25 protein-coding genes are annotated in these 22,436 nt (G+C 69.8%); 14 read left to right on the forward strand and 11 right to left on the reverse strand.

Annotation, left to right across the window (positions count from 1 at the left end; genetic code table 11):
• Positions 1-80 precede the first annotated feature (80 nt).
• Positions 81-815 (forward strand): IclR family transcriptional regulator, encoded by a 735-nt coding sequence (locus ABEA10_RS22995; RefSeq protein ID WP_345467404.1) that lies wholly within the window; start codon positions 81-83, stop codon positions 813-815.
• Positions 816-834: 19 nt separating this feature from the next.
• Here the strand turns inward: ABEA10_RS22995 and ABEA10_RS23000 are convergent, their stop codons facing one another.
• Genes ABEA10_RS23000 through ABEA10_RS23010 form a run of 3 tightly spaced genes read right to left on the reverse strand, consistent with a single transcriptional unit; the run spans position 835 to position 3,695 of the window.
• Entirely contained in the window at positions 835-1,932 is a 1,098-nt protein-coding gene (locus ABEA10_RS23000; protein WP_345467107.1) for a glycosyltransferase family 4 protein, read from the reverse strand.
• 3 nt (positions 1,933-1,935) lie between these two features.
• Positions 1,936-2,787, reverse strand: coding sequence for a hypothetical protein (locus tag ABEA10_RS23005; RefSeq protein WP_345467110.1), 852 nt, complete (start codon positions 2,785-2,787; stop codon positions 1,936-1,938).
• On the reverse strand, positions 2,784-3,695 hold the full coding sequence (locus tag ABEA10_RS23010; protein WP_345467112.1) for an ABC transporter ATP-binding protein: 912 nt from the start codon (positions 3,693-3,695) through the stop codon (positions 2,784-2,786). The genes ABEA10_RS23005 and ABEA10_RS23010 overlap by 4 nt, the downstream gene beginning before the upstream one ends.
• A gap of 134 nt (positions 3,696-3,829) precedes the next feature.
• Here ABEA10_RS23010 and ABEA10_RS23015 point away from each other — a divergent pair, with 134 nt between their 5' ends.
• A complete protein-coding gene (locus tag ABEA10_RS23015; protein WP_345467114.1) occupies positions 3,830-5,023 on the forward strand; it encodes a sensor histidine kinase in 1,194 nt (397 codons plus the stop codon).
• On the forward strand, positions 5,020-5,676 hold the full coding sequence (locus ABEA10_RS23020; RefSeq protein WP_345467115.1) for a response regulator: 657 nt from the start codon (positions 5,020-5,022) through the stop codon (positions 5,674-5,676). Before ABEA10_RS23015 ends, ABEA10_RS23020 begins: the two co-directional genes overlap by 4 nt.
• A gap of 60 nt (positions 5,677-5,736) precedes the next feature.
• Here the strand turns inward: ABEA10_RS23020 and ABEA10_RS23025 are convergent, their stop codons facing one another.
• Positions 5,737-6,672 (reverse strand): hypothetical protein, encoded by a 936-nt coding sequence (locus ABEA10_RS23025; protein ID WP_345467117.1) that lies wholly within the window; start codon positions 6,670-6,672, stop codon positions 5,737-5,739.
• A gap of 73 nt (positions 6,673-6,745) precedes the next feature.
• A complete protein-coding gene (locus ABEA10_RS23030) occupies positions 6,746-6,967 on the reverse strand; it encodes a tautomerase family protein (RefSeq protein ID WP_329256012.1) in 222 nt (73 codons plus the stop codon).
• Positions 6,968-7,084: 117 nt separating this feature from the next.
• On the opposite strand from ABEA10_RS23030, the gene ABEA10_RS23035 reads away from it, so the two are divergent.
• Positions 7,085-7,936, forward strand: coding sequence for a helix-turn-helix transcriptional regulator (locus ABEA10_RS23035; RefSeq protein WP_345467120.1), 852 nt, complete (start codon positions 7,085-7,087; stop codon positions 7,934-7,936).
• A 3-nt stretch (positions 7,937-7,939) separates the two neighbouring features.
• Here the strand turns inward: ABEA10_RS23035 and ABEA10_RS23040 are convergent, their stop codons facing one another.
• Together ABEA10_RS23040 and ABEA10_RS23045 are read right to left on the reverse strand one after the other, a co-directional pair.
• The gene (locus ABEA10_RS23040; RefSeq protein WP_345467122.1) at positions 7,940-8,881 is read right to left on the reverse strand and encodes an alpha/beta hydrolase family protein; all 942 of its coding nucleotides are present in this window, start codon (positions 8,879-8,881) and stop codon (positions 7,940-7,942) included.
• A gap of 12 nt (positions 8,882-8,893) precedes the next feature.
• Positions 8,894-9,787, reverse strand: coding sequence for an NAD(P)H-binding protein (locus ABEA10_RS23045; protein WP_345467124.1), 894 nt, complete (start codon positions 9,785-9,787; stop codon positions 8,894-8,896).
• A gap of 72 nt (positions 9,788-9,859) precedes the next feature.
• On the opposite strand from ABEA10_RS23045, the gene ABEA10_RS23050 reads away from it, so the two are divergent.
• The 8 genes from ABEA10_RS23050 to ABEA10_RS23085 all read left to right on the forward strand — a co-directional run bounded on the left by ABEA10_RS23050 (position 9,860) and on the right by ABEA10_RS23085 (position 18,542).
• Entirely contained in the window at positions 9,860-10,510 is a 651-nt protein-coding gene (locus ABEA10_RS23050) for a TetR/AcrR family transcriptional regulator (protein WP_345467126.1), read from the forward strand.
• A gap of 75 nt (positions 10,511-10,585) precedes the next feature.
• Positions 10,586-12,190, forward strand: a complete 1,605-nt coding sequence (locus ABEA10_RS23055) for a hypothetical protein (RefSeq protein WP_345467128.1) — start codon at positions 10,586-10,588, stop codon at positions 12,188-12,190.
• A gap of 144 nt (positions 12,191-12,334) precedes the next feature.
• Entirely contained in the window at positions 12,335-13,006 is a 672-nt protein-coding gene (locus ABEA10_RS23060) for a hypothetical protein (RefSeq protein WP_345467130.1), read from the forward strand.
• A gap of 163 nt (positions 13,007-13,169) precedes the next feature.
• A complete protein-coding gene (locus ABEA10_RS23065) occupies positions 13,170-14,663 on the forward strand; it encodes an RtcB family protein (RefSeq protein WP_345467132.1) in 1,494 nt (497 codons plus the stop codon).
• A 436-nt stretch (positions 14,664-15,099) separates the two neighbouring features.
• Positions 15,100-15,756, forward strand: a complete 657-nt coding sequence (locus ABEA10_RS23070) for an ABC transporter permease (RefSeq protein WP_345467134.1) — start codon at positions 15,100-15,102, stop codon at positions 15,754-15,756.
• Positions 15,740-16,744, forward strand: a complete 1,005-nt coding sequence (locus ABEA10_RS23075; protein WP_345467136.1) for an ABC transporter ATP-binding protein — start codon at positions 15,740-15,742, stop codon at positions 16,742-16,744. The genes ABEA10_RS23070 and ABEA10_RS23075 overlap by 17 nt, the downstream gene beginning before the upstream one ends.
• The gene (locus ABEA10_RS23080; protein ID WP_345467138.1) at positions 16,737-17,525 is read left to right on the forward strand and encodes an ABC transporter permease; all 789 of its coding nucleotides are present in this window, start codon (positions 16,737-16,739) and stop codon (positions 17,523-17,525) included. Before ABEA10_RS23075 ends, ABEA10_RS23080 begins: the two co-directional genes overlap by 8 nt.
• A 63-nt stretch (positions 17,526-17,588) precedes the next feature.
• Positions 17,589-18,542 carry a glycine betaine ABC transporter substrate-binding protein gene (locus tag ABEA10_RS23085; RefSeq protein ID WP_329255991.1) on the forward strand — a complete coding sequence of 318 codons (954 nt, stop codon included), beginning with the start codon at positions 17,589-17,591 and terminating at the stop codon, positions 18,540-18,542.
• 23 nt (positions 18,543-18,565) lie between these two features.
• Here the strand turns inward: ABEA10_RS23085 and ABEA10_RS23090 are convergent, their stop codons facing one another.
• The 4 genes from ABEA10_RS23090 to ABEA10_RS23100 form a co-directional block, all read right to left on the reverse strand.
• Positions 18,566-20,515 carry a glycine betaine ABC transporter substrate-binding protein gene (locus ABEA10_RS23090; RefSeq protein WP_345467142.1) on the reverse strand — a complete coding sequence of 650 codons (1,950 nt, stop codon included), beginning with the start codon at positions 20,513-20,515 and terminating at the stop codon, positions 18,566-18,568.
• 86 nt (positions 20,516-20,601) lie between these two features.
• Positions 20,602-20,727: a DUF397 domain-containing protein gene (locus ABEA10_RS23095; protein WP_345467144.1), complete on the reverse strand. Its 126-nt coding sequence runs from the start codon at positions 20,725-20,727 to the stop codon at positions 20,602-20,604.
• A complete protein-coding gene (locus ABEA10_RS51230; RefSeq protein WP_425550947.1) occupies positions 20,694-20,771 on the reverse strand; it encodes a DUF397 domain-containing protein in 78 nt (25 codons plus the stop codon). The genes ABEA10_RS23095 and ABEA10_RS51230 overlap by 34 nt, the downstream gene beginning before the upstream one ends.
• Complete coding sequence (locus ABEA10_RS23100; protein ID WP_345467147.1) at positions 20,768-21,574, reverse strand: Scr1 family TA system antitoxin-like transcriptional regulator; 807 nt, start codon at positions 21,572-21,574, stop codon at positions 20,768-20,770. Before ABEA10_RS23100 ends, ABEA10_RS51230 begins: the two co-directional genes overlap by 4 nt.
• Before the next feature lie 10 nt (positions 21,575-21,584).
• Between ABEA10_RS23100 and ABEA10_RS23105 the strand changes: the two genes are divergently transcribed.
• Positions 21,585-22,076, forward strand: coding sequence for an ATP-binding protein (locus ABEA10_RS23105; RefSeq protein ID WP_345467150.1), 492 nt, complete (start codon positions 21,585-21,587; stop codon positions 22,074-22,076).
• Complete coding sequence (locus ABEA10_RS23110; RefSeq protein ID WP_425550939.1) at positions 22,000-22,398, forward strand: helix-turn-helix domain-containing protein; 399 nt, start codon at positions 22,000-22,002, stop codon at positions 22,396-22,398. Before ABEA10_RS23105 ends, ABEA10_RS23110 begins: the two co-directional genes overlap by 77 nt.
• The last annotated feature ends 38 nt before the right edge of the window (positions 22,399-22,436 follow it).

The following is a 22,436-nucleotide window of genomic DNA, read 5'->3' on the forward strand; positions in this document are numbered from 1 at the left end:
CGGCCCCAGGACGCGGGACGCGGCGTTCACCGAGGTGGGGAGACGTGGCGGGCGAACAGGTACCGGCGGCACGGCGGGTGATGGCCGTGCTCCGCCTGCTGGCCTCCTCCGCGCGGCCTCTCGCCGCCTCGGCCATCGCCCGCTCGCTGGACCTGCCGCGCTCCAGCACGTACCACCTGCTCACCGCGATGGCCGAGGACGGCTTCGTCACGTACCTGCCCGAAGACCGGCTGTGGGGCCTCGGCGTGACGGCGTTCGAGATCGGCTCGGCCTACCTGCGCCAGGGCCCGCTGGAGCGCCTGGCCCGTCCGCTCCTCGTCCGTCTGGTCGACCGGCTCGGCGAGATCGTCCAGCTCGGCGTGCTGCACGGGGCCGAGACGCTGTACCTGCTGAAGGAGCAGCCGCGCCACCACGCGACCTTGGTCACGGACGTCGGCGTGCGGATGCCGGCGTACCTGACCGCGAGCGGCCGCGTGATGCTGGCCCACCTGCCCACCGCGCAGGTGCGGGCCCTGGTCCCGGGAGAGCTGGTCAACCGGACCGGAGCGGGCCCCCGGTCGCTGCGGGAGCTGCGCCGGCTCCTGGCCGAGGACGCCCGGCGCGGCTGGGCGGTGGAGGACGGCCACGTGACGGAGGGCTTCGCGAGCATCGCGGCGTGCAGCTTCGACCACGTCGGCCGCCCGGCCGCCGCGATGACGGTGACGTTCCGCCGGGACGCCCGCGCGGAGGAGGAATGGCCCGAGATCGCCGCCCGCGTCCGCGAGGCGTCCGCCGAGCTCACCCGCCGCCTGTCCGGCCACGCCCCGCAGAGGTGAGCCCGGGTCCGCCGTCCGGTCAGCTGCCGTCCGCGCGGGACAGCAGGTCGCGCAGTCGCTCGTAGGAGCGGTCCCAGTGCCACTCCCCGCAGGCCCAGGCCCGGCCCTTCTCCCCCATCGCACCGGGAGCGGTGAGCAGTTCGATCAGCCGGTCGGCGATGGCCGGCACCGAGCGCCCGTTCACCACGTGCCCGGTCTCCCCGTCCCGGACGGCTTCGGGCGCGCCGCCCGAATCCCCTGCCAGCACCGGAAGCCCGGCCGCGGCCGCCTCCAGGAACACGATTCCCAGCCCCTCGACCTCCAGCCCGCCGAGCCGGCTCCGGCATGGCAGGGCGAACACGTCCGCCGCCGCGTAGAACGGGGGCAGCGCCTCGTGCGGTTGCGGACCGGCGAACACGACCCCCTCCCCCGCGAGCCGGCGCAGCCGGTCCTCGTACGGGCCGGACCCGACGATCAGCAGCACCGCGTCCGGCACCGTCCGGCGCACCAGGGGCAGCGCGCGGATCAGCCGGTCCTGCCCCTTGCGGGCGACCAGCCGCGACACGCTGAGGATGACGGGCCGGTCCCGCAGGCCGTAGCGCTCCCTGATCCCGGAGGTATCGCCGTCCGGGCGGAACACCGAAGTGTCCACCCCCGGGACCAGCCGTGCCGTTCGCGTCCGGGGACCGAACGCCCGGACGATCCGCCGACGCGTGTAGCCGGTCAGGTAGGTGACGGTGCCCACCTGGCCGCCGATCCGGCGCAGCACCTGCCGCGACCCGGGCAAGGACGCCCACCAGACCTCATGCCCATGCGTGGTGGCCACCGACGGGAGTCCGAGCCTTCCGGCGAGCAGGCCGAGCGGCGCGGCCGCGCCGAACCACACCCGGTCGCATCCGTGTTCGTCCGCGACCGCTACCGCCGTCGCTGCCACCTTCTGCGTCGGCAGCAGCGTCCGCGACCGGTCCCGCACCACGGGAAACCGCAGTCGGGCGTCGAACCGCTCCCCGCCCGGCTCACGCGAGGTGTAGACGACCACCTCGCCGGGCGGGAACCGGCGCGCCAGTTCGTAAACGAACGTCTCGATGCCGCCCATCCGCGGCGGGAAGTCATTGGTGACGATGAGGGTGGCGCCCATGGTTCACACGTCCCGACGGTGGACGACGGTGACGGCGACGAGCGCCGCGCCGAGCGCCCAGAGGGCCAGCGCGATCCACGCCTCGATGGTCGTCGTCGGCCGGTGCACGACGAAGCCGAAACGTCCGTAGCCGACGTCGGTCAGGCGCTGCCAGGCGCTGGCGGGCAGCGCGTGCTTGATGTCGGCCGTCCAGCGGTAGTGGTCGGTGAAGCAGAGGGGCAGCAGCAGGAGGATCACCGTGGTGATCACCGTGGTCGCCGCGCCGTGCCGGATGATCGCACCGAGGCCCATGCCGATGAACGAGCACACCGGTGCGAGCACCACCGACGCCGCGACCGCCTGGAACGCTCCGGGGTAGCCGATCGACATGCCGGCGTGGCGGCCGGACAGGATGGCCTGGGTCGCCCAGAAGGAGGCTCCGGCGATGACGGTCCCATAGCCGAGCATGACCACCGTCACGTCGATCAGCTTCGCCGTCACCAGCGAACGGCGGTCCGGCACGGCCGAGAAGGTCGTGCGGATCAGCCCCGTCCCGTACTCGCCCGTGATCGTGATCGCGCCGACGCTACCGGCGGCGAGCATGAACACCAGGCCGGCGACATTCGTGAAAGCGTCCCGCATCGCCCAGAGCGGGACGAAGATGGCGCGGATGTCGGCGCCGTACTGCGGCCAGTTGTGGTGGTCGGCGACGGCGGCGTTCACGTTCAGCGCGATGACGGCCAGCCCGCTGAGGAGCAGGGTCCAGTAGGTCGAGCGGAGCGACCAGAGCTTGGTCCACTCGGCGGCGAGGAGATCGCGGAACCGGGCGCGCTGCTCGGCGACGGCGGGGCGAACGCTGAGGGTCGGTGCGGTCATCGGGCGTCTCCGGCGAGATATTCGACGCTGTCGGCGGTGAGTTCCATGAACGCCTCCTCCAGAGAGGCGGTACGGGGGGCGAGTTCGTGCAGCAGCACGCGGTGCCGGAAGGCGAGTTCGCCGATACGGACGGCGCTCAGTCCGGTGACCGTGAGCGCCTGGTTCCCGTCCGGTCGTACGGACGCTCCCTCGGTGGTCAGGACGGCCGTCAGCGAGGCTGCGTCAGGAGTGCGCACGGTCACGCTCTGGGACGTACCGCGGGCCGCGAACTCGGCCAGGCTCTCGTCGGCGATCAGCTCGCCCCGGCCGATGACGATGAGATGGTCGGCCGTGTGCTCCATCTCGCTCATGAGGTGGCTGGAGACGAACACGGTCCGCCCTTCGCCGGCCAGGCGACGGAACAGCCCGCGCACCCATCGCACGCCCTCGGGGTCCAGCCCGTTGATCGGCTCGTCGAACAACAGCACGGGCGGGTCGCCGAGCAAGGCGGTGGCGATGCCGAGCCGTTGCCTCATGCCCAGTGAGAACCCGCCGACGCGACGGCGCGCCGCCTCGGCCAGGCCCACCTCCCGCAGGACCTCCTCGACCCTGCGCCGTGGGATCCGGTTGCCGCGGGCCAGCGCGGACAGGTGCGCGTACGCGGTGCGGCCGCCGTGCACGTCATGGGCGTCGAGCAGCGCGCCGACGTGCCGGAGTCCGCGCGGGCGGTCCCGGAACGGGCGGCCGGCGACGGTGGCGGTACCGCTGGTCGGCTCGTTCAGTCCGAGGATCATCCGCAGCGTGGTGCTCTTGCCCGCGCCGTTGGGCCCGAGGAATCCGGTGACATGACCCGGACGCACCGTGAAGGTGAGTCCGTTGACGGCCGTCTTCGGGCCGTAGCGCTTCGTCAGTTCGCTCACTTCGATCACGCGGCCAACGGTGTCGCGGGCCGGACCCGCCACGCATCGGGCCGTCGGCGGTATTGCCGGGGACGGGGTGTCGACCGAGGTCGTACACCCGTGGGCCGATGCCTCACCAGAATCACCCGATTACGATCAGGCCCATGTCCGCCGTGTCCCCTTCTCCCCTGTTCAAGCGCATTCCACCGGGCGTCTGGACGGCCCTGGCCTGGTGCGCCGGCACGGTCTTCACGTTCCTCATCCGGCTGAGGCTGCCCGGTGAGGGCGCGGCATCGATGTACACCGGGGTCATCTTCTACCGGTGGGACGGCCTGACGATGCTGATGATGGCCACCGCGCTCACGCTGGTCGGCAGCTGCCTGCTGCTCCGCCGGCCGATCACGGCCATCGTCTCGGTGCTCGCCGGTTCCGTCATCGGGACGCTCCCGCTGAGCGTCGGCGCGATCCCGGTGCCGCAGTTCCTCTCCGTGGACGTCGCCCTGTGCTTCATCGCGGCCTCCGGGCGGCGCCGGACGTCTCTCACCGCCGCCGGTCTGGTGGTCGCCACGCTGGCCGGTTATCTGGCCTTCCGGGTCGCGCGCGGGTGGACCATCGGGACCTCCACGGAGCTGGCCGTGATGATGACGGCCCTGATCTCCTGGCTCATCGGGAACTCGATCCATCAGACCCGCGATCACGCCGATGCCCGGCGCGCCCAGGCGGTGACCGCCGAACGGCTCCGGATCGCCCGCGAACTGCACGACGTGGTCGCGCACAGCATCGGTATCATCGCCCTGCAGGCCGGAGCGGCGCGGAGAGTCATCGACACGCAGCCCGGCCGGGCGCGCGACGCCCTGGGCGAGGTGGAGACCGCGAGCCGGGAGACGCTGTCCGGGTTGCGCCGGATGCTCGGCGCGCTCCGGCAGGCCGAGCGGGAAGCGGGAACCGACATCGCACCGCTCGACGAGATGCCGGGTCTGGCGGACGTCGACCGGCTGGCCGAGACGACCACGGCCGCCGGTGTCCGCGTCGACGTCCGATGGCGTGGGGACCGGCGCCCGCTCCCCGCGGAGGTCGATCTTTCCGCCTTCCGGATCATCCAGGAGGCCGTCACGAACGTGGTGCGGCACGCCGACGCCCGATCGTGCACCGTGTCCATCGACCATCGGGACGGGGCTCTCTCCATCGAGGTCGCCGACAGGGGGCGCGGCCACGGCGGCACCCCGGACACCGGTTATGGCCTGGTCGGGATGCGCGAACGCGTCGCCCTGCTCCATGGAGACTTCTCCGCCGGACCGGCGCCCGAAGGCGGCTACCGCGTGACCGCCGAGCTCCCCCTCCCCGCGAGAGTCGCATGACCGTCCGCGTTGTCCTCGCCGACGACCAGCCGTTGGTCCGCACCGCCCTGCAGATGGTCATCACCGACGCCCCCGACATCGAGGTCGTCGGCGAGGCCGGCACCGGCGCCGAGGCGGTCGAACTGGCCCGGCGCCTCGACCCGGATGTCGTCGTGATGGACATCCGCATGCCCGGCATGGACGGGATCGAGGCCACCCGGCAGATCGCGGCCGGTCCCTCCTCCGCACACGTCGTCGTCCTCACCACGTTCGACGATGACGACTACGTCTACGGCGCCCTGCGCGCCGGCGCGGCCGGATTCCTCGTCAAGGACATGGCTCTGGACGACATCCTCGCCGCGATCCGCGTCGTCGCCGCCGGAGACGGCCTGATCGCCCCGAGTGTCACGCGCCGCCTGATCGAGGAGTTCGCCGGCCGCCCGGCGCCCGCTCCCGAGCGGCCCACGCTCGACGGCGTCACCGAACGGGAGCACGAGGTGCTGACCCTCGTCGGGCGCGGCCTGTCCAACGCGGAGATCGCCGCCGAGCTGGTCATCAGCGTCGCCACCGTGAAGAGCTACATGACCCGGCTGCTCACCAAGCTCGACGCCCGCGACCGGGTCCAGCTGGTCATCATCGCCTACGAGGCCGGTCTGGTACGGGTGCGCGGATAGCCGGTTCGCCTCGCGGTGGTTCTTAGCGCCGCTTACCGGCCGATCCGGCGGTTCACAACCTCACGCGTTTGCGCGCATCCAGAGTTCGATGAGCTCCTGCGTCTCCGCGGTGCGCGGGGTGACGCTCTTCTCCTCGTGGTCCACCTGGATCTCCACGGGCCGCAGGTCCGGGACCTGGCCGCTGGCGAGCGCGTGCCCCTCGGGCAGTTGCTCGTACGCGCCGGGGCGCCACCAGTAGATCTGGGGGGTGATGGCGTTCTGCCCCTTCTCGACATGGGTGCGGGCGAGCGCCTGCATGGCCTCCAGCGCCGAGATCACGTGGACGGCGCCGATCTCGTGCACGACCAGGTATTCGGGGATCGGGAAGGAGACCAGCGCCCCGTACGGGGCGGACCCGAGGAAGCGCCTGAGCACGTGAACGCGGGAGCCCACGTAGCGGTGGGTCTCGCCGATGTGCGTGATCGGGACGCCCCAGACCTCGTCGGTGCCGGTGTTGTGCGGCTCCCGGCTCAGCGACGCGTGGAGCGCGGCGCCGAAGACCTGGTTCTCCGGCCTGCCGCCGAGGTCCGCCCGGTTGAGCGGCTGAATCGAGTCGGGCCGGTCGATGACCACCGTCTCCAGCAGGCCCGGCGCGAGCGTGCGGGTCAGCAGGGCGTCCCGCATGCCGGGCGGGTCGGCCAGCGCCGCCTCCGGGTAGATCCGCACGCGCAGCGCGTCCTCGGCCAGCAGGCGTTCGACGTCGACCGTCGCGGTGGCCTGCGCCCGCGCCATCTGCTTGCGGATCCCCCGCGCGAAACCGCGGGCGAAGTCCGCGGCGAACGCGGGGAGGTCGGCCGGTGGCACGCGGTCGGCGTGGGTACGCCACTCACCGATGTCGGGGTTGATGTCGCCGCCCGGGACGCTGATGGCGATCGTCGTCGGGCCGGTGATCCGGGCCGCGAAGTTCTCCTCCGCGAGGGCCCGGACCAGGGCCTCACCGATGGCGTCCTGAGTCAAGGTGGTCTCTCCTCATTTCGAGTGAAACAACCGGTTCAACTCATCGGAGGCCTGTCGGGTTCCCGCCGGGCGCTCAGCCGCCGGACGGGCCGGGCTGCTGGAGCATCGCGCGGGTCAGTACCTGGCCGGCCACTCCCCAGCCGCCGTCGGTCACCTCCTCCACCAGGACCATCGTGTTGGGACGGGCTCGCTCGCCGAAGGTCTCGACGTACAGCTCGGTGACTCCGGTGACGAGTCTCTGCTTCTCCTCGGCCGACAGCAGGCCCGCCGGCACCTTGAGATTGGCGAAAGGCATGTGTTCCTCCTCGTTCTGCATCCACCATCGCCGTACGGGACGCGGGTGACCAGGTGGCCCTTTCCCTGGGGACGGCGTCCCCAGGATGAGCGGGGCCGGCCCGGCGATAATGGGCGGATGGACCTCTCCGAGCTGGGCGCCTTCCTGCGGTCCCGGCGGTCCCGGATCAGGCCGGCGGACGTCGGGCTGCCCGGCGGGCCGCGACGGCGGGTGCCCGGCCTGCGGCGCGACGAGGTCGCCACGCTCGCCGGGGCCTCCCCGGACTACTACACCGAGCTGGAGCGCGGGCGCGGCGCGCAGCCGTCGGCCCAGATGCTCGCCGCGCTGGCCCGGGCGCTCCGGCTCGACCACGACGAGCGGGACCATCTCTTCCACCTCGCCGGGCGTCCCGTGCCCCCGCCGCGCGGCGGCCTGTCGTACGTGCAGCCCGCCATGCTCGACCTGCTCGGGCGGCTCACCGGCACGCCCGCGCAGATCATCACCGATCTCCACGAGACTCTGGTGCAGAACCCGCTCGCCGTGGCGCTGCTCGGCCGGCAGCCGACGGGCGGCGGGTTCGCGGCGAGCTTCGCCTACCGCTGGTTCACCGATCCGGCGGCGCGCGAGCTGTACCCGCCTGAGGACCACCCGCACCAGTCGGCCGCGTTCGCGGCGGACCTTCGGGCCGCCACCGGCCGCCGCGGGAAGGACCCGCACTCCGACGCGATGGTGGCGGCCCTGCGCCGCGAGAGCGCCGAGTTCGCCACCCTCTGGGACGGCGGCGACGTCGCCGTACGGCGCCGGGACAGCAAGCGGATCGTCCATCCGGAGCTGGGCGTCGTCGAGATCGACTGCCTCACCCTGCTGAGCGAGGACGGGCGCCAGCGGCTCCTGTGGTTCGCTCCCCGGCCCGGCACGCCCGCCGTCGAGCAGCTGCGGCTGCTGGAGGTCATCGGCACCCAGCGGCTGACGGCCGACGAGGTGGGCTGAGGCTCACCGGGTGTGCCGCGCGAGCCAGTCCAGGATCCGGTCCGGGTTCCGCTGGAAGTGCAGGTACCCGTCCCATCGCCGGGTGGTCCCGTGGATCCAGAGCAGGTCCTTCGGCACGTCGTCCCGGATGGCGTCGAAGACCGCTTGGACGTCGGCCGGCCTGGTCATCAGGTCGTCGTGGACCTGGTAGACGAGCGTCGGCGTCCGTACGCTCCGGGCGGCGCGCGCCGGTGACATCGAGTCGAGGCCGAAACCGGTCCGGAGCCTGATCCGCCGGTCGAGCTCGTCGAGGCACTCGACCGGTATGCCCTGTCGCTCCAGGTTCCGTGTCAGGACCATGCGGGCCGACAGCGGCTGGCACGCGACGAGACACCGGACGTCCGCGAACTCGCTCGGTGCTCGTTCCATCGCGAACAGGATGGCGTTGGCTCCCAGGCACCGGCCGAACAGCGCGATCTTCGCGTCCCGCAGCTCCGGCCGGGACCGTACGTAGCGCAGGGACCCGATGACGTCGCGCGACTCGAGGTTGCCGCCCGTGGTCAGTCCGCCGTTGGCGGCGCCGCTGAGGCCGAAGTTGCGCAGGTCGTAGGCGAGGACGTGGTACCCGGCGGAGTGCAGGATCGCGATGTCCGGGACGAAGTCGACCTCCACGTCGTTGCCGGTGGCGGCATGCGCCGAACGCCAGGGTTCGAGGTGGGACGGGAGCCCCGAGCGGCTGAACCACCGTGGATGGTTGACGATCACGACGGTGTCCGCGCCCTCGGCCGGGACGAACCACCCCTCCAGGGGCGTGCCGTCCTCGGAGGGGAAGGTGACGTCCTCGAACCGCAGCCCGTGCTCGGCCGGCGTGTGCAGCACGGGCGATCGGCCTGACGTGCTGAAACCGTCGGCGATCGCGTCGAGTCGTTCGTCCAGCCGATCGGTGGTCGTCGGCGGTGTGGTCATCCGGCTCACCTCTCAGACGGCCTGGACCGCGGGCTTGAGGATGTCCTCGCACCACTGCCGGAAGGTGGTCGGGGTGTCGATCGCGTGCTGCGGCGTACGGGTGACGCCGCCGTACAGACCGTTGTCCGCCGCGATCATCATGTCGAGCATGCCCTGCACCATGGCGTCGGACCGGCCGGGGCCGGTGAGCTGCTGTTCGAGCGCCTCGATGGAGACCTGCCGGTACCGCACGGGAGTCCCGAGCACCTCGGAGACGACGGCGGCCATGTCGTCGTAGGACAGGTCCTCGGGGCCGATCACCTGGACCTCTTCCTGGCCGGTCCACGTGGTGTCGAGCAGCAGACGGGCGGCGACGGCGGCGATGTCGCGGGTGGCCACGGTGGGCAGCCTGTGGTCAGGGCCGAGGACGTCGAAGAACACGCCCTGCTCCTTGATCGCCCGGACCTGCCGCAGCAGGTTGTCCATGAACGCGGGCATGGTCAGCGCGCGGAACGCCACTCCGGTGCCGGCGATCAGGTCGTCCATGGCCAGCGAACCGGTCACGTACCCCGCCTTGCCCGCGTACGCGGTGCCGCGGCCGAGGGAGCTGACGTCCACGACGCGCTTGACGCCCTGGTCGCGCATCGCCTCGGCGGCGGGGCGCGTGAAGCCGACGAAGGCCTCCTCGACACTGGCGGCCTGGCGGTCGGGCGGCAGCAGCCAGAACACGGCGTCGGCGCCGTCGAAGGCTCGGGTGACGACCCGCGGATCGCCGTGCGAGCCTTGGACGACCTCGACCCGCTCACGGACGCCGGCGGGCAGCTTGTTCGGGTCGCGCACGATGACGCGAACCGGCTGGTCGCCGGTGAGGACGCGGTCGAGGACCTGGTGTCCGATGTTTCCCGTAGGGGCGGTGATAACGAGCATGAGTTCTCTCCACTGGAGTCGCTCTGGCGAAGTAAACTCTACCGTACCGTTTACTTTTGGGGATGCAAGCCGATGAGGCAAGAAGGTGAACCGCGGCGCACGCGGCAGCGGCGCGGCGAGGAGCTACGCCGCCACATCCTGCTCACGGCCAAGGACGTGTTCCTCGAGACCGGCTACGAACGGGCCTCGATGGACACCGTCGCGTCACGCGCCGAGACGTCCAAGCGGACGCTGTACGCCCACTTCGAGAACAAGGACACGCTGTTCCTCGCGGTCCTGGACCTCGTCCGTGAGCTGTACCTGCGCAGGCTGGGCACCCCCGGCGCGTACGCCGAGGAGCCCGCGGAGGCGGTGACGCGGTTCTGCGGACGGTTCCTGCAGCTGATGGTGTGGGAGGCCCAGGTACGGACCTGCCGGCTGACCATCACCGAGGCCGAACGGCTGCCCGGGAGCTCGAGCACGTACTTCGACGCCATCTTCGGCAGCACGTACGAGCGCCTGAGCACCTACCTCGCCGAGCGGTACGCGATGGACCCCGCCGACAGCGCGGTGCTCGCGGAGGACCTGCTCGCCCGCACCGTGCTCCCCCGGCTGTTCCGCACGCTGCTCAACGTCGACGAGGCGATCAAGGACATGCCCGAGGAGACGTCCCTGGCCGAGGACGTCGACCTGGGCGCGATCCGCCGCCTGGTCTCGACCGCTCTGCCGGGCCCACCGGCCTGAACGCCGGTCGGTAAGATCGACTTCGGTATTGATCGTTTGACTCCGGGCACGGCCGGATCGTCTTGGGGACGGCGCATGGACGGATTCACCGTCTCCGCCGGCGCGGTCGGCGGCGCCGCGCACGGTATCGGGACACTGGCGGCCCGGGTGGAGACGTTTCATCGCGCCACCGACGATGCGGCGCGTTCCCTCTCGTCGGAACACGCGTGGGGGCTGCTCCGGTCCCTGAGACAGGATTTCCTGTCACTCGCCACCGAGTTCAAAGAACACCTGAACCACATGTCCGGCGCCATCGACGGCGCGAAGAAACGCCTGCACGGCACGGCCGCCAACTATTCTTCGGCCGAAACCGCATGCTTGCGGGTATTGGCGAAGGTCGGGAACGAATATGGTGACGGCCGGCGACTCCGCGAGCTGAATCCGGCGTCGCAGTTCTACCAGAACCATCGGATTTGGAACGGCGTCATCATCTCCGCGCCATCGTTCGTCGGCGCGTGGGGCTCGACCGGCCTTCATTCCTTGCGACTGTACGGCGACCTGAACAGCGACGACAAGTACAACATCGGCACGGATATCGCACTGCTGGCCACCGACGCCTCCACCGCTTACCTGTCGACGATCGGCGGTATCGCCAATCTCCGCGCCGACCCGATGGGGTTTCTGGTTCGATGCGGCATTCCGTTTCTGCTGAACGCGTTCTACTGGACGAAGAGTCTCACGGACCTGCTGACAGGTGACCCGATCGCCACCGGACAGGCCGCGTACAACTTCGACAGCATCGCCCAGGGCTGCCGCACACTCGCCACGAACCTCGACGAGACCATGGACCGGACTCTCGGAGAGACGTGGCGGGGAACCACCGCGGACGCCGCGCGGCTGCGCCTGACGGAGATGCGGGACGGAATCACGGAGACCGCGGGCAGCGCCGACCGGACCGCCGCGCTTCTGCAGTTGGTCAGTTCGCTCATCACCGACGTCGAGGCCGTCATCCGCGAGATGATCAACGAGGTGGTCGTATGGGCCGCGGTGGCGTGGATCAGCGCCCAACTGGCCGCCGTCGAGACGTTCGGGGTCTCAGAGCTGGTCGCCGCGCAGCGGATCACGGCGGAGTCGGAACGGACTGCCGGCGTTGTCGGACACGTGATGGCTTCGCTGCTGGGGATGCTCCGGCGCATCAAGGGACTCGTACCCCGGCTGCGTGCCGAGCTTCGGCAGATCAAGGAGAAGTCCTTCGCCGCACTACTGCGTTCGTCACCCGGAAAGAAATTCATGGATTCGGGATACGGCGGCGCCCGACAGACCCTGGCTCGCGTAAGAGCCGACGCCACCGGGAAACACGCGAAAGTCAACGACATCCACGTGGCCGTCAGCACCGGAAAGCAAATGTGGCGATCGACAAAGAACGGCGTTTTCCGCGACTTCGGCTTCCATCTCTATAACACCGACAAGTCCGGAAATCCTTATCCGAACAACGGACGTAAGGTACGGGTCAGGGGCTACCAGGTCGGGGACGGTCAAGGGGGAGTACGCTCGATAGAGAACCGCGTCGGCGTCGTCAGCAGCGCGGCGTCGACCATCCTGCCGTTCGGCCGTGCGGCGCAGTACTGGGTACGGGGCGGCGACAGGGCACCCAGCGACGAGATCAACCAAAAACTCGACCTGTGGGACACCCCCGCCTAACGACGGCACGGGTTCTGACACCACCGGGGCGATGGTGGTGAAAGGTCCACCCCCGGCCGGTGTCCACGCCCACCGACACGCTGTGGCCTTCCCCAGCAGGATTGCTCGTGTCAGCAAGAAATGCTCGGAAAGGCCCCAGCTGAGATGAACGAGAAACTCGCCCGGAAGTTCACTGGATTCTCCTGCCTCGCCGCCGCCGTGGCGTTCATCGTCGAAGTGCCGCTCTATTTCGTCTACGACGGTGCGCCGCCGGACTGGAACGTCCTGTCCCGCCTCCTGATCGGCATCCTCGCCCTCGGGCTCCTCCTCCTGTTCGTCACCGGCCTCCGCGAACTGATCAAGGCCGTCAGCCCGCGCCACGAGTGGATCGGCGGGATCGCCTCCGCCGCCGGGCTCGCGTACGTCGTGGTCACGCTCGTCTCCCACGGTCTGGAGGCCGGCTCCGTCATCGCGACCGACCACCCGATCGATCCGACCATCACCGTCAACGGCACCTACATCCTGTACGGCTCGATCGGGCGCATGCTGCTCGGCACCTTCCTCGCCGCCGTCGGCTACGCGATCGCCCGGACCCGGGCCCTCCCCCGCTGGACCGGCCGCTCGGCGTACGTCCTGGCGGCGATCAACTTCGCCTTCATCCCCTCGATGTTCTTCGGCAACAAGCCGGCGTTCTTCTACGCCGCCAACGGCTGGGGCACGACCGCCTCCATGGGCGCGATCCTCAGCTACTGGCTGCTGGCGATGAGCATCAGCATCCTCCGCAGCGCCCGCCGGGCCCCGCTCACCGCCCCGGCCCCGGCGCTGCAGGCCCGATAACCGGCGAAACGACGAAATCCCGTTGCGACCGCCCCGGTCCGGCGGGATATCGTCGTTCCACCTCGCGGCTGCTGAATCCCGGGGAATACCGGCGCTCCCGCCGCGCACCGAAAACGCGGCGGCACTCCCTCATGCCTCGACAAGCAGCCACCAGGAAGGCCTCATGCCCAGCTCTCCCACGCAGGATCCACGACTCGTCCGCGTCGACGACGACTGGCTGCGCCTGCCCAACCCCTGGCACGTCCCGGTCGACATCTGCGCCGCCGCAGACGTGCCGATCGAATCCAGCGCCATCGACGAGATCCTCACCGTCCTCCAGACCGCGGCCACCCTCGAACGCCTCGGCGGCGATGCCGCGATCACCCAGGTCGTGCTCACCCCCGACCTCCACAAGGGCGCCGGCATCCCGATCGGTACGGTCCTGCGCACCCGCGGCGCGCTGATCCCCCAGGCCGTCGGCAACGACATCAACTGCGGCATGCGCGTGGAGACGACCTCGCTGACCGTCGACGACGTACGGCCCCGGCTCGACGCCCTCGAACGCCGGCTGCGTCACCTGTTCTTCGAGGGCGGGCGCCGCATCGCCCTGACCGCCGCGCAGCGCGAGGGCCTGCTCCGCGACGGCCTGCCCGGCCTCCTTGACGCGGGCCCGCGGCCGGACGACGGCGTCTGGGCGGCGCTGCGCGAGGACGAGCGGCACGACCGGATCCACCGCTCCCGCTACCCCACCACGACCGCCGAGCCGTTCCGCGACTGGATCACGAGCGCGGGCGGCACGAGCTACGACAGCATCGTCGGCAGCATCGGCGGCGGCAACCACTTCGCCGAGCTGCAGTACGTCGCCGCCGTGCACGACCGGCAGGCCGCGTACGCCTGGGGCCTCGAGCTCGGCCAGGTCGTCTCGATGGTGCACAGCGGCTCGCTGTCCCTCGGCCACCAGGCGAACGCCGACGGCATGGACCAGGCCCGCGCCGCGTGGCCGGACGATCTCCCCGCGCCCGACAACAAGATCATCCCGATGCTGCTCGACGAGCGGTCCGCGACGCGGCGGAGGCGCTACCTCGACGCCCTCGGCAACGCCGCGAACTTCGCGGTCGGCAACCGCTTCTTTCTGTCCCTCATGCTGCGCACCGGGCTGGCCGCCGAGTGCGGCGAGCTCACCGCCGATCTCGTCTACGACGCGCCGCACAACCTGCTCTGGCAGGACGGCGACACCGTCACGCACCGCAAGGGGGCCACCCCGGCCGGGGGCTATGAGGAGACGGCCGGCGGCCCGTACGCCCTGTGGGGCGAACCCGTCATCGTCCCCGGCTCGATGGGTGCGGCGAGCTACCTCCTGCGCGGCCACGGCAACCCGCGGTCGCTGGCGAGCGCCTGCCACGGCGCGGGCCGCCGGGTGCCGCGCGGCGCCGCCTCACGGGCGAACGAGAAGGAGCTCGACGCGTTCCTGACGGAGTTTCGCGTGGTCACGCCGCTGGACCACCGCGACCCCAAGGTCGCCCACCGCACCGACGTCATGGCCGTCTGGCGCCGTGACCTCAAGCAGGAGGCGCCCTGGGTCTACAAGGACATCGGCCCGGTCGTCTCCAGCCTGCGGAACGCCGGCGTCGCCGACCCGGTCGTCGAACTCCGCCCCCTGCTGACCGTCAAGGGGTGACGCCGCGGGCGGGCGCCCGCCCCCGTACGAGCGGAGGCCTTGTCCCGTAGGGGGGTTTCGGCCCACTCCGCCGAACATTTCATCGGCTAATTGTCTCGCTCCGGCGGATCCCGATCGGCGATGCCAAAACGTGATCTTCGTCGTGATCCGCCCCCGGCGCGGCATGCTCCCGGTCGTCGTCGTACGGTCGGCGCGCACGCGACGCTCGTGAGCGTCTTCGCAGGTCGACCGGTTGTTTCACGGCAACGGCCCGCGCCTGCCGCCCATGGCCCGCCGTCGGCGTGCCGCGCGCCCGTGCGCGACGCGCGGACGCGGCCGTCACGGTCGTGACTGAGGGTCCGTACATGGTTTCGGACTGTTCCATGCCGTAAGATTCCACCCTCTAATCCTTGAATCCCGACAATTAGGTATAAAACATGGCCCTTCAAAGAGTGCGATGACCTTCACGGAGTACGTCCAGACGCGCTCGGACGAGCTCACGCGTGCCTTCGGGCAGCACGCCCTCGTGGTGGCGCTGTCCATCGCCATCGCCACCGTGCTCGGCGTCGGTGTCGGGACGCTCACCTGGCGGCACGCGCGGCTGAGCGGCTTCGCCATCGGGGTCTCCAGCGGGTTCCTCACGATCCCGTCGTTCGCGCTGCTCGGCCTGCTGATCCCGATACTGGGCCTCGGCTGGTCACCGACCGTGTTCGCGCTCACCCTCTACTCGCTGCTGCCCATCATCCGGAACACCGTGGTGGGCCTGCGCGGCGTCGACTCGGCGGTCATCGAGGCCGGGCGCGGCATGGGGATGAGCTCGTTCCACGTGCTGTGGCGCCTTCAGCTCCCGCTCGCCTGGCCGCTGATCCTCAGCGGGATCCGCGTCGCCACCCAAATGATCATCGGCATCACCGCGATCGCGGCGTACGTGGCCGGTCCCGGGCTGGGCCAGCAGATCCTCGACGGGCTGTCCCGCCTGGGCTCGGCGAACTCGCTGAACGAGGCGCTGGCCGGAACGCTGGGCGTGGTGATCCTCGCTCTTCTCTGCGACCTGTTCTTCCTCATCGTCCGCCGTCTAACCAGTCCGAGGGGTCTTCGTGTTCGAGAACAGTGACGGTGGCGTCCGGATCGAGTTGCGCGAGCTCACCAAGCGCTATCCGGGACAGTCCAGTCCCGCCGTGGACGCGATCTCGCTGGACGTGCCGGCCGGGGAGCTCGTCGTCTTCGTCGGCCCCTCCGGGTGCGGGAAGACGACCACGATGAAGATGATCAACCGGCTGATCGAGCCGACCTCCGGCGAGATCCGCATCGGCGACGAGGACGTGCTCAAGATGCGTCCGGACGACCTGCGCCGCCACGTCGGTTACGTGATCCAGCAGATCGGGCTGTTCCCGCACCTGACCATCGCCCAGAACGTCGGCGTCGTGCCGAAGCTGCTCGGCTGGTCGAAGGCCAGGATCAACGACCGGGTCGATGAGCTGCTCGGCCTGGTCGGGCTCGACGCGGCGGACTTCCGCTCCCGGTATCCACGGCAGCTGTCCGGTGGCCAGCAGCAGCGGGTCGGGGTGGCCCGCGCGCTCGCTGCGGACCCGCCGGTGATGCTGATGGACGAGCCGTTCGGAGCCACCGACCCGATCACCCGCGAACACCTGCAGAACGAGTTCCTGCGGCTCCAGCGCGAACTCCGCAAGACCATCATCTTCGTCACGCACGACTTCGAGGAGGCCATCAGGCTCGGCGACCGGATCGCCGTACTGCGGGAGGGTTCGCACATCGCCCAGTACGACCGGCCGGCGCGGATCCTGGGCGCTCCCGCGGACGACTACGTCGCCGGTTTCATCGGCAGCGCGGGGACGCTGAAACGCCTGGCCCTGATCACGGTCGAGGACGCCTGCACCGCCGGCGACGGCCCGAAGAAGACCGCCGGACTGCCGGAGGTCGAGGCGACGGCGACGCTGCGCGAGGCGCTGGACGCCATGGTCGCGCACGGTACCGACGAGGTCGCCGCCGTCTCGGGGGACGCACGCCATTGCCTGACCTACCAGGACATCTGCGAAGCGATCAACAGCGAGAGCCGGGAGGTCGAGCCGAGTGGTGGCTGACACGCTGCCCGTCACGGGCGAGGTCGGTGCCGCCGGGACACCACGGCGCAGCCGGGGACGCGTCCTGCTCCGGCACCTGGGGACGCCGATCGCGATCGCCGCCGCGCTCGGCGTGCTCTACCTGTGGGTGCACGGGCTCAAGCTCGACTCGATCGAGCGGCGCACGCTGAACTACACGTACATGCACGACCGGGTGATCGAGCACTTCAAGCTCACCCTGCTCGCGAGCGTGATCATCGTCGTCATCGCGATCCCGCTCGGCGTCCTCGTCTCGCGGCCCAGGGCCAAGTGGGTGAGCCCGGTGATCCTCGGCCTTTCCAACCTCGGCCAGGCGATTCCGTCCATCGGCGTGCTGGTGCTCCTCACCATCAAGTTCGGGGTCGGGTTCAAGATCGCCATGATCGGCCTGGTCGCGTACGGCGTGCTGCCCGTGCTCCGCAACACGATGGTCGGCATCCAGCAGGTCGACCCCGCCCTGGTCGAGGCGGCACGCGGCATGGGGATGACGCGGCTCCAGGTGCTGCTGTCGGTGGAGCTGCGGCTGGCCGTGCCGGTGATCCTGGCCGGCCTGCGGACCGCACTGGTGCTCACCGTCGGCGTGGCCACGCTCGCCACCTTTGTCAACGCGGGCGGCCTCGGCGACATGATCGTCAACGGCATCAAGCTGTCCCGCCATCCGGTTCTGATCACTGGCGGCGTCCTCACCTGCTGCATCGCGTTCCTGGTCGACTGGCTCGGCAGCCTGGCCGAGGACGTGCTACGACCTCGCGGCCTCTCCTGACGATTCCTCCTGACCGACGCCCGGGCCGATCGTCACGACCGGCCGACAGAGAGAAAGGTTCACATGCGTTTTCGTGCCATCGGAGCGGCTTTCGGAGTACTCACTCTTGCGGCGTCACTCGCCGCCTGCGGCGGATCGAAGTCCGCTGTCGAGCAGGGAAGCGCCGGTCAGGAGCTGAAGGGGGCGTCGCTACGCGTCGGCTCGAAGGAGTTCACCGAGCAGCTGGTGCTCGGGCAGATGACCCTGCAGCTGCTGCGCGCCCACGGCGCGAGCGTCACCGACAAGACCAACATCCAGGGTTCGACCAACACCCGTAACGCGCTGACCTCGGGCCTCGTCGACCTGTACTGGGACTACACCGGGACCGGCTGGATCACCTATCTCAAGCACGCCAAGCCGATCGCCGACCCCACCGAGCAGTACCAGGCGGTGGCCAAGGAGGACCTGGCCAAGAACAAGATCGTCTGGGAGCCGCCCGCCCCGCTGAACAACACGTACGCGTTCGCGATCCGGCAGACCGAGGCCCAGCAGCTCGGCGTGAAGACCATGTCCGACGTGGCGAACCTGCTCAAGACCAAGCCCGCCGAGGCGACCTTCTGCATCGAGAGCGAGTTCTCCACCCGTGACGACGGCTGGCCCGGCCTGAAGAAGGCGTACGACATGAACGTCCCGCCGGGGAACGTCAAGCAGCTCGACACCGGGGTCATCTACACCGAGACCGCCAAGGGCTCGACGTGCAACTTCGGCGAGGTCTTCACGACCGACGGCCGCATCCCCGCGAAGCACCTGCAGGTCATGGAGGACGACAAGCACTTCTTCCCCGTCTACAACGCCTCGCTCACCCTGCGCCAGCAGATCGCCGACAAGTACCCGCAGATCCAGAAGATCTTCGCCCCGGTGGCGCAGAAGCTCACGAACGACACCATGAGCCGGCTCAACGCGAAGGTCGACGTCGACGGCTACGAGCCGAAGCAGGTCGCCCACGACTGGCTCAAGCAGCAGGGCTTCATCAAGTAGACCCGAGCCGTGAGGGCCGCCCGTCAGGGAGTGGCGCCGGGCGTGGCGGACAGGCCCGCCCGGCGCAGCCAGTCGGCGGCCACCGTACGGGCCGGGACCTTGTCGATGAGCATGCGGACGTTCATGTTCAGCAGGGCGTCGGTCGTCAGCCTGGCCGAGACGGCATCGAGCGCGGCCCGGCCGGGGGCGCTCAGCGCCGAACGGTAGACCAGCGGCGTGACGTTCTGCGCGCTGAACACGTGTTTGGGATCCTCCAGCACCACCAGCCCGCCCTCGGCGATCGCCGGTTCGGTCGCGAACAGGTCCGCCGCGTCGATGCGGCCGTCCTGGAGCTGCTTGACGACCGTGGCCCGGTCGTCGGTCGCGAACGGCTGGTAACTCCGGAAGTTCAGCCCGTACGTGCCGCGCAGCCCGACGAGGCCCTGGTGCCGGGTCTGGAACTCCGGCGGGCCGCCCATCACCAGATCGCCCGCCACCGGCCGCAGGTCGGCGATCGTCCGCAGGCCGTACCGGTCGGCGGTCGCCCTGGTCACCGTCACCGTGTCCTTGTCCTCGGCCGGCGCGGAGCGCAGGAGCTGGAGCTGGGCCGGGAGCTTGCGGGCGAGGACCGCGTCGACCTGCTCCGCCGTGGCCGCGGTGCTGGTCGGGTCGAGCGACACCGCGAGCGCGCCGGTGTACTCGGGGATGACGTCGATCTGCCCGGCTCGCACCTGCGGGAAGTACGTCTCGCGGTCGCCCAGGTAGAACTTCCGCGTCACCCGGTACCCCTTGGCCTCCAGCGCCTGCGCGTACACCTCGCCGAGCAGGGAGCTCTCGGCGAAGTTGGCCGATCCCACGGTGACCTCGGGCGGCGGTACCGAGGGCGGGCCGCCGGCGCGCCGTGCCCCGCCGTCCGGCCACAGCGCGAACACCAGCGCCGCCGCCCCGACCGCCACCGCCGTGGCCCCGGCCGCCACGAGCGTCCGGACCCGCCGTCGGCGGCGCCGGATCACCGGCGTACGGTCCGGGCGGGTGAACCGGTCCGGCCGGGTACGGTCGCCGTCGGCGCCCCGCTCGGGCCGGTCGACGGTGAGGTGGTCGGCGGGGCGTACCCCCTCGGGCAGCCCGATCGCGGACGCCGCCTCCTCCACGTCCTGGTAGCCGAGGAGCCGGAGCAGGATGTCGCGCGCCTCGGGGCGTTCGCGCGGGTCCTTGGCCAGGCAGCGCCGGATCGTCTCGCGGTACGGCGGGGGCACGGCGGCGATGTCGGGCTCGTCGCGCAGGATGCGGTTGAACACCGCGGCGACCGCGTCGGTGCCGAACGCCGGCCGCCCGGTCGCCGCGAACGTCATCGTCACCGCCCAGCCCCAGATGTCGGCCGCGGCCGTGTGACGCTCACCGCGCAGCAGCTCCGGCGCGGTGTACGCGGGGGTGCCGACGAGACCGCTGGTCACCGTCGCACCGGCGTCGAGCACGCGTGCGATACCGAAGTCGATCACGCGTGGCCCGTCCGGGCCCATCAGCACGTTGTACGGCGTGAAGTCGCGGTGCAGCACCCCGGCGCGGTGGATCGCGGCCAGCGCCGAGGCCGTACCCACCATCAGCCGGGCCAGCGCCCCACCGGTCAGCGGCCCGCCGGACTCGGTGAACTCCTGGAGCGAGGGACCGTCGACGTACTCGCTCACCAGGTACGACCGGCCGCCGTCACTGCCCAGCTCGATGATCCGCGCCGTGCAGAAGTCGGCCACCCGGCGCACGGCCGCGATCTCGTCCCTCAGCCGGTCGTACGCCCGCGCGCCGCGCAGCAGCCGCGGATGCAGCACCTTCAGGGCGACCGGTGTGCCATCGTCGCCTTCGGCACGGTAGACGACGCCCTGGCCGCCTTCACCCAGCCGCCCGGTGAGCCGATACGGGCCGATCGCTCGGGATCCTCCGGTCGTAATGGCTGCATTAGACGTGTCGCCTTCTCCCCCTCGCGAAGCATCGTCTCGCACTGAAACGCATCACAACCAGGCGATTTCAGGACAAAAGAGGGAGAGGGCGACCGGGCATGGGAACCCGCAATCAGCTTCAGCCCACCTCAGGCGCTGTTTTCGGACTCCACAAGCTTGACCTCGACACAGTCACCCTGCGTTCCGCTCCAGGAGCTTTTCACCCACTGAGTCTCTGCCGTCACGGCAACTCCACAACCTGGACCTCGACGCACTCACCCGTGTTTCCGCTGTGGGAGCTCTTCGTCCAGTCGGTCACAATGCCTCCATAGCCTTTTGAATCAGCACCCGGGAGGGTTCTGCGGGCAAGGCCACTTGCCCGATGCGGTCATACCGCACCGTATACAGGTCTACCTCGGTAGTCGAGGGAACCAGGCGCCCGCCTCCGGGCGAATCCGCGTAGGCGACCGCGCCAATCTCACCCGAGATGATGGAGAAGCTTCCGTCGAGACCCGCGTGCTCACCCGTGACCTTTGGAATCACCCGGATCCCTACGTTCGGCCGCTCGGACATCTCCAGCAGGTGCGCGAGTTGCCTCCGCATCACTTCTCGCCCGCCGATAGGCCACTCGAGGACGCTCTCTGTTGTTAACGCCCACAACATCGGCTGTGGAGTGTCATCAAGGATGGCCTGCCTCTTCATCCTCTCATTCGTCGCCTGCTCCGGATCCAATTCGCCCCCCGCCTTGATCACGGCGTAGGCGTACTCCGGAAGCTGGAGGAGACCCGGGATCACGAGCGCCTGGAACGTCTTGATGACCGCGGCTCGCTTCTCGAGGTTGACGTACTGCTTGAGCCAGTTGGGGTCGTGGCCGAGTTCGGCGAAGTGGAGCAGGCGCTGGAAGTGGCCGCCGGTCTTGAAGCGGACGTCCAGGAGTTTGGCCTCCTTATCGGTGATCCGCCGTCTGCCCGCCTCACAGTTGGAAAGATTTGTCGCGCTTCGGCGGATGATCTTTCCCATCGCAGATTGCGACAATCCGTACTTCTCCCGGTAGAAGCGCAGGTCATGAGCGAGCCATGCCCACAGCGACGAGTCGGGGTCGATATCGGGGTGCGGTGCCATATCGGTCTCCGTGACTTTCCGAGAGCATCGGAATGCTTACGCCATCGATCCGGAAGCTACAGACTTCCGTCATCAACGAATCGACGGATCGGGGGTAGGTGGAATGGATGAATCAGGAATAGCACAGAATCAAAAGTACCGTCTACCGCTTCCACCCCATCCCATTGCCTCGCGACAAGCCCATAAGGTACTGGAATGGGCGCTTTCGGAGTGGTGTGTCCACGGCCCCTGCGCCGATGACGCGCATATTGTTCTGGGCGAGCTGACAACGAATGCGCTTATGCATTCGGTGGGCGTGTTCACGCTCGCCCTTGATCTACGCGAAAACCAAATATTGATCGAAGTCTGGGACTGCACCGATGCGACACCTGACGTCACGCTGCCCGACGCCCTCGCGGTCAACGGTCGAGGGATGTTCCTGGTAGATGCGCTTTCAAAAGAGTGGGGAGTCCGGCCCGAAGAACGGGGCGGCAAGACCGTATGGGCCGTACTCCCCCGATGACCGGCCCGACCTGCTCACGCCGAAGGAGGTGGCGGCGATGTTCGGCGTCTCCGTCGCGACACTCGCGACCTGGGCCCGCGATGGCGCGGTGCCGTACGTACCGACCCTGGGCGGCCATCGTCGCTACCGCCGCGCGGACATCCGCGCGCTCCTGGAGAAGAGAAACACCGCCGATCCCGCGCGTACGGAAATGGAGGAGGACGCGGTACGCCTGTACGAGCAGGGATGGTCGATCCGTCAGGTCGCCGAACGCTTCGAGTGCGGCTACGGCGCCATGCGCCGCATCCTGGCCCGCCACGGAGTCCTTAGATCGAGGGGGTGACACTTCCCGCGAATCCTCTCCCGGCAGAGCACGATCGA

The organism is Actinoallomurus oryzae (assembly GCF_039541955.1).
Taxonomy (GTDB): Bacteria; Actinomycetota; Actinomycetes; order Streptosporangiales; family Streptosporangiaceae; genus Actinoallomurus; species Actinoallomurus oryzae.

What these genes read in the sequence shown, in the direction of transcription:
- ABEA10_RS22995 (WP_345467404.1), top strand. Translation starts at nt 81, where the DNA reads ATGGCCGTGCTCCGCCTGCTGGCCTCCTCCGCGCGGCCTCTCGCCGCC.
- ABEA10_RS23000 (WP_345467107.1), bottom strand. Translation starts at nt 1,932, where the DNA reads ATGGGCGCCACCCTCATCGTCACCAATGACTTCCCGCCGCGGATGGGC.
- ABEA10_RS23005 (WP_345467110.1), bottom strand. Translation starts at nt 2,787, where the DNA reads ATGACCGCACCGACCCTCAGCGTTCGCCCCGCCGTCGCCGAGCAGCGC.
- ABEA10_RS23015 (WP_345467114.1), top strand. Translation starts at nt 3,830, where the DNA reads ATGTCCGCCGTGTCCCCTTCTCCCCTGTTCAAGCGCATTCCACCGGGC.
- ABEA10_RS23020 (WP_345467115.1), top strand. Translation starts at nt 5,020, where the DNA reads ATGACCGTCCGCGTTGTCCTCGCCGACGACCAGCCGTTGGTCCGCACC.
- ABEA10_RS23030 (WP_329256012.1), bottom strand. Translation starts at nt 6,967, where the DNA reads ATGCCTTTCGCCAATCTCAAGGTGCCGGCGGGCCTGCTGTCGGCCGAG.
- ABEA10_RS23035 (WP_345467120.1), top strand. Translation starts at nt 7,085, where the DNA reads ATGGACCTCTCCGAGCTGGGCGCCTTCCTGCGGTCCCGGCGGTCCCGG.
- ABEA10_RS23040 (WP_345467122.1), bottom strand. Translation starts at nt 8,881, where the DNA reads ATGACCACACCGCCGACGACCACCGATCGGCTGGACGAACGACTCGAC.
- ABEA10_RS23045 (WP_345467124.1), bottom strand. Translation starts at nt 9,787, where the DNA reads ATGCTCGTTATCACCGCCCCTACGGGAAACATCGGACACCAGGTCCTC.
- ABEA10_RS23050 (WP_345467126.1), top strand. Translation starts at nt 9,860, where the DNA reads ATGAGGCAAGAAGGTGAACCGCGGCGCACGCGGCAGCGGCGCGGCGAG.
- ABEA10_RS23055 (WP_345467128.1), top strand. Translation starts at nt 10,586, where the DNA reads ATGGACGGATTCACCGTCTCCGCCGGCGCGGTCGGCGGCGCCGCGCAC.
- ABEA10_RS23060 (WP_345467130.1), top strand. Translation starts at nt 12,335, where the DNA reads ATGAACGAGAAACTCGCCCGGAAGTTCACTGGATTCTCCTGCCTCGCC.
- ABEA10_RS23065 (WP_345467132.1), top strand. Translation starts at nt 13,170, where the DNA reads ATGCCCAGCTCTCCCACGCAGGATCCACGACTCGTCCGCGTCGACGAC.
- ABEA10_RS23070 (WP_345467134.1), top strand. Translation starts at nt 15,100, where the DNA reads ATGACCTTCACGGAGTACGTCCAGACGCGCTCGGACGAGCTCACGCGT.
- ABEA10_RS23085 (WP_329255991.1), top strand. Translation starts at nt 17,589, where the DNA reads ATGCGTTTTCGTGCCATCGGAGCGGCTTTCGGAGTACTCACTCTTGCG.
- ABEA10_RS23100 (WP_345467147.1), bottom strand. Translation starts at nt 21,574, where the DNA reads ATGGCACCGCACCCCGATATCGACCCCGACTCGTCGCTGTGGGCATGG.
- ABEA10_RS23110 (WP_425550939.1), top strand. Translation starts at nt 22,000, where the DNA reads ATGCGCTTTCAAAAGAGTGGGGAGTCCGGCCCGAAGAACGGGGCGGCA.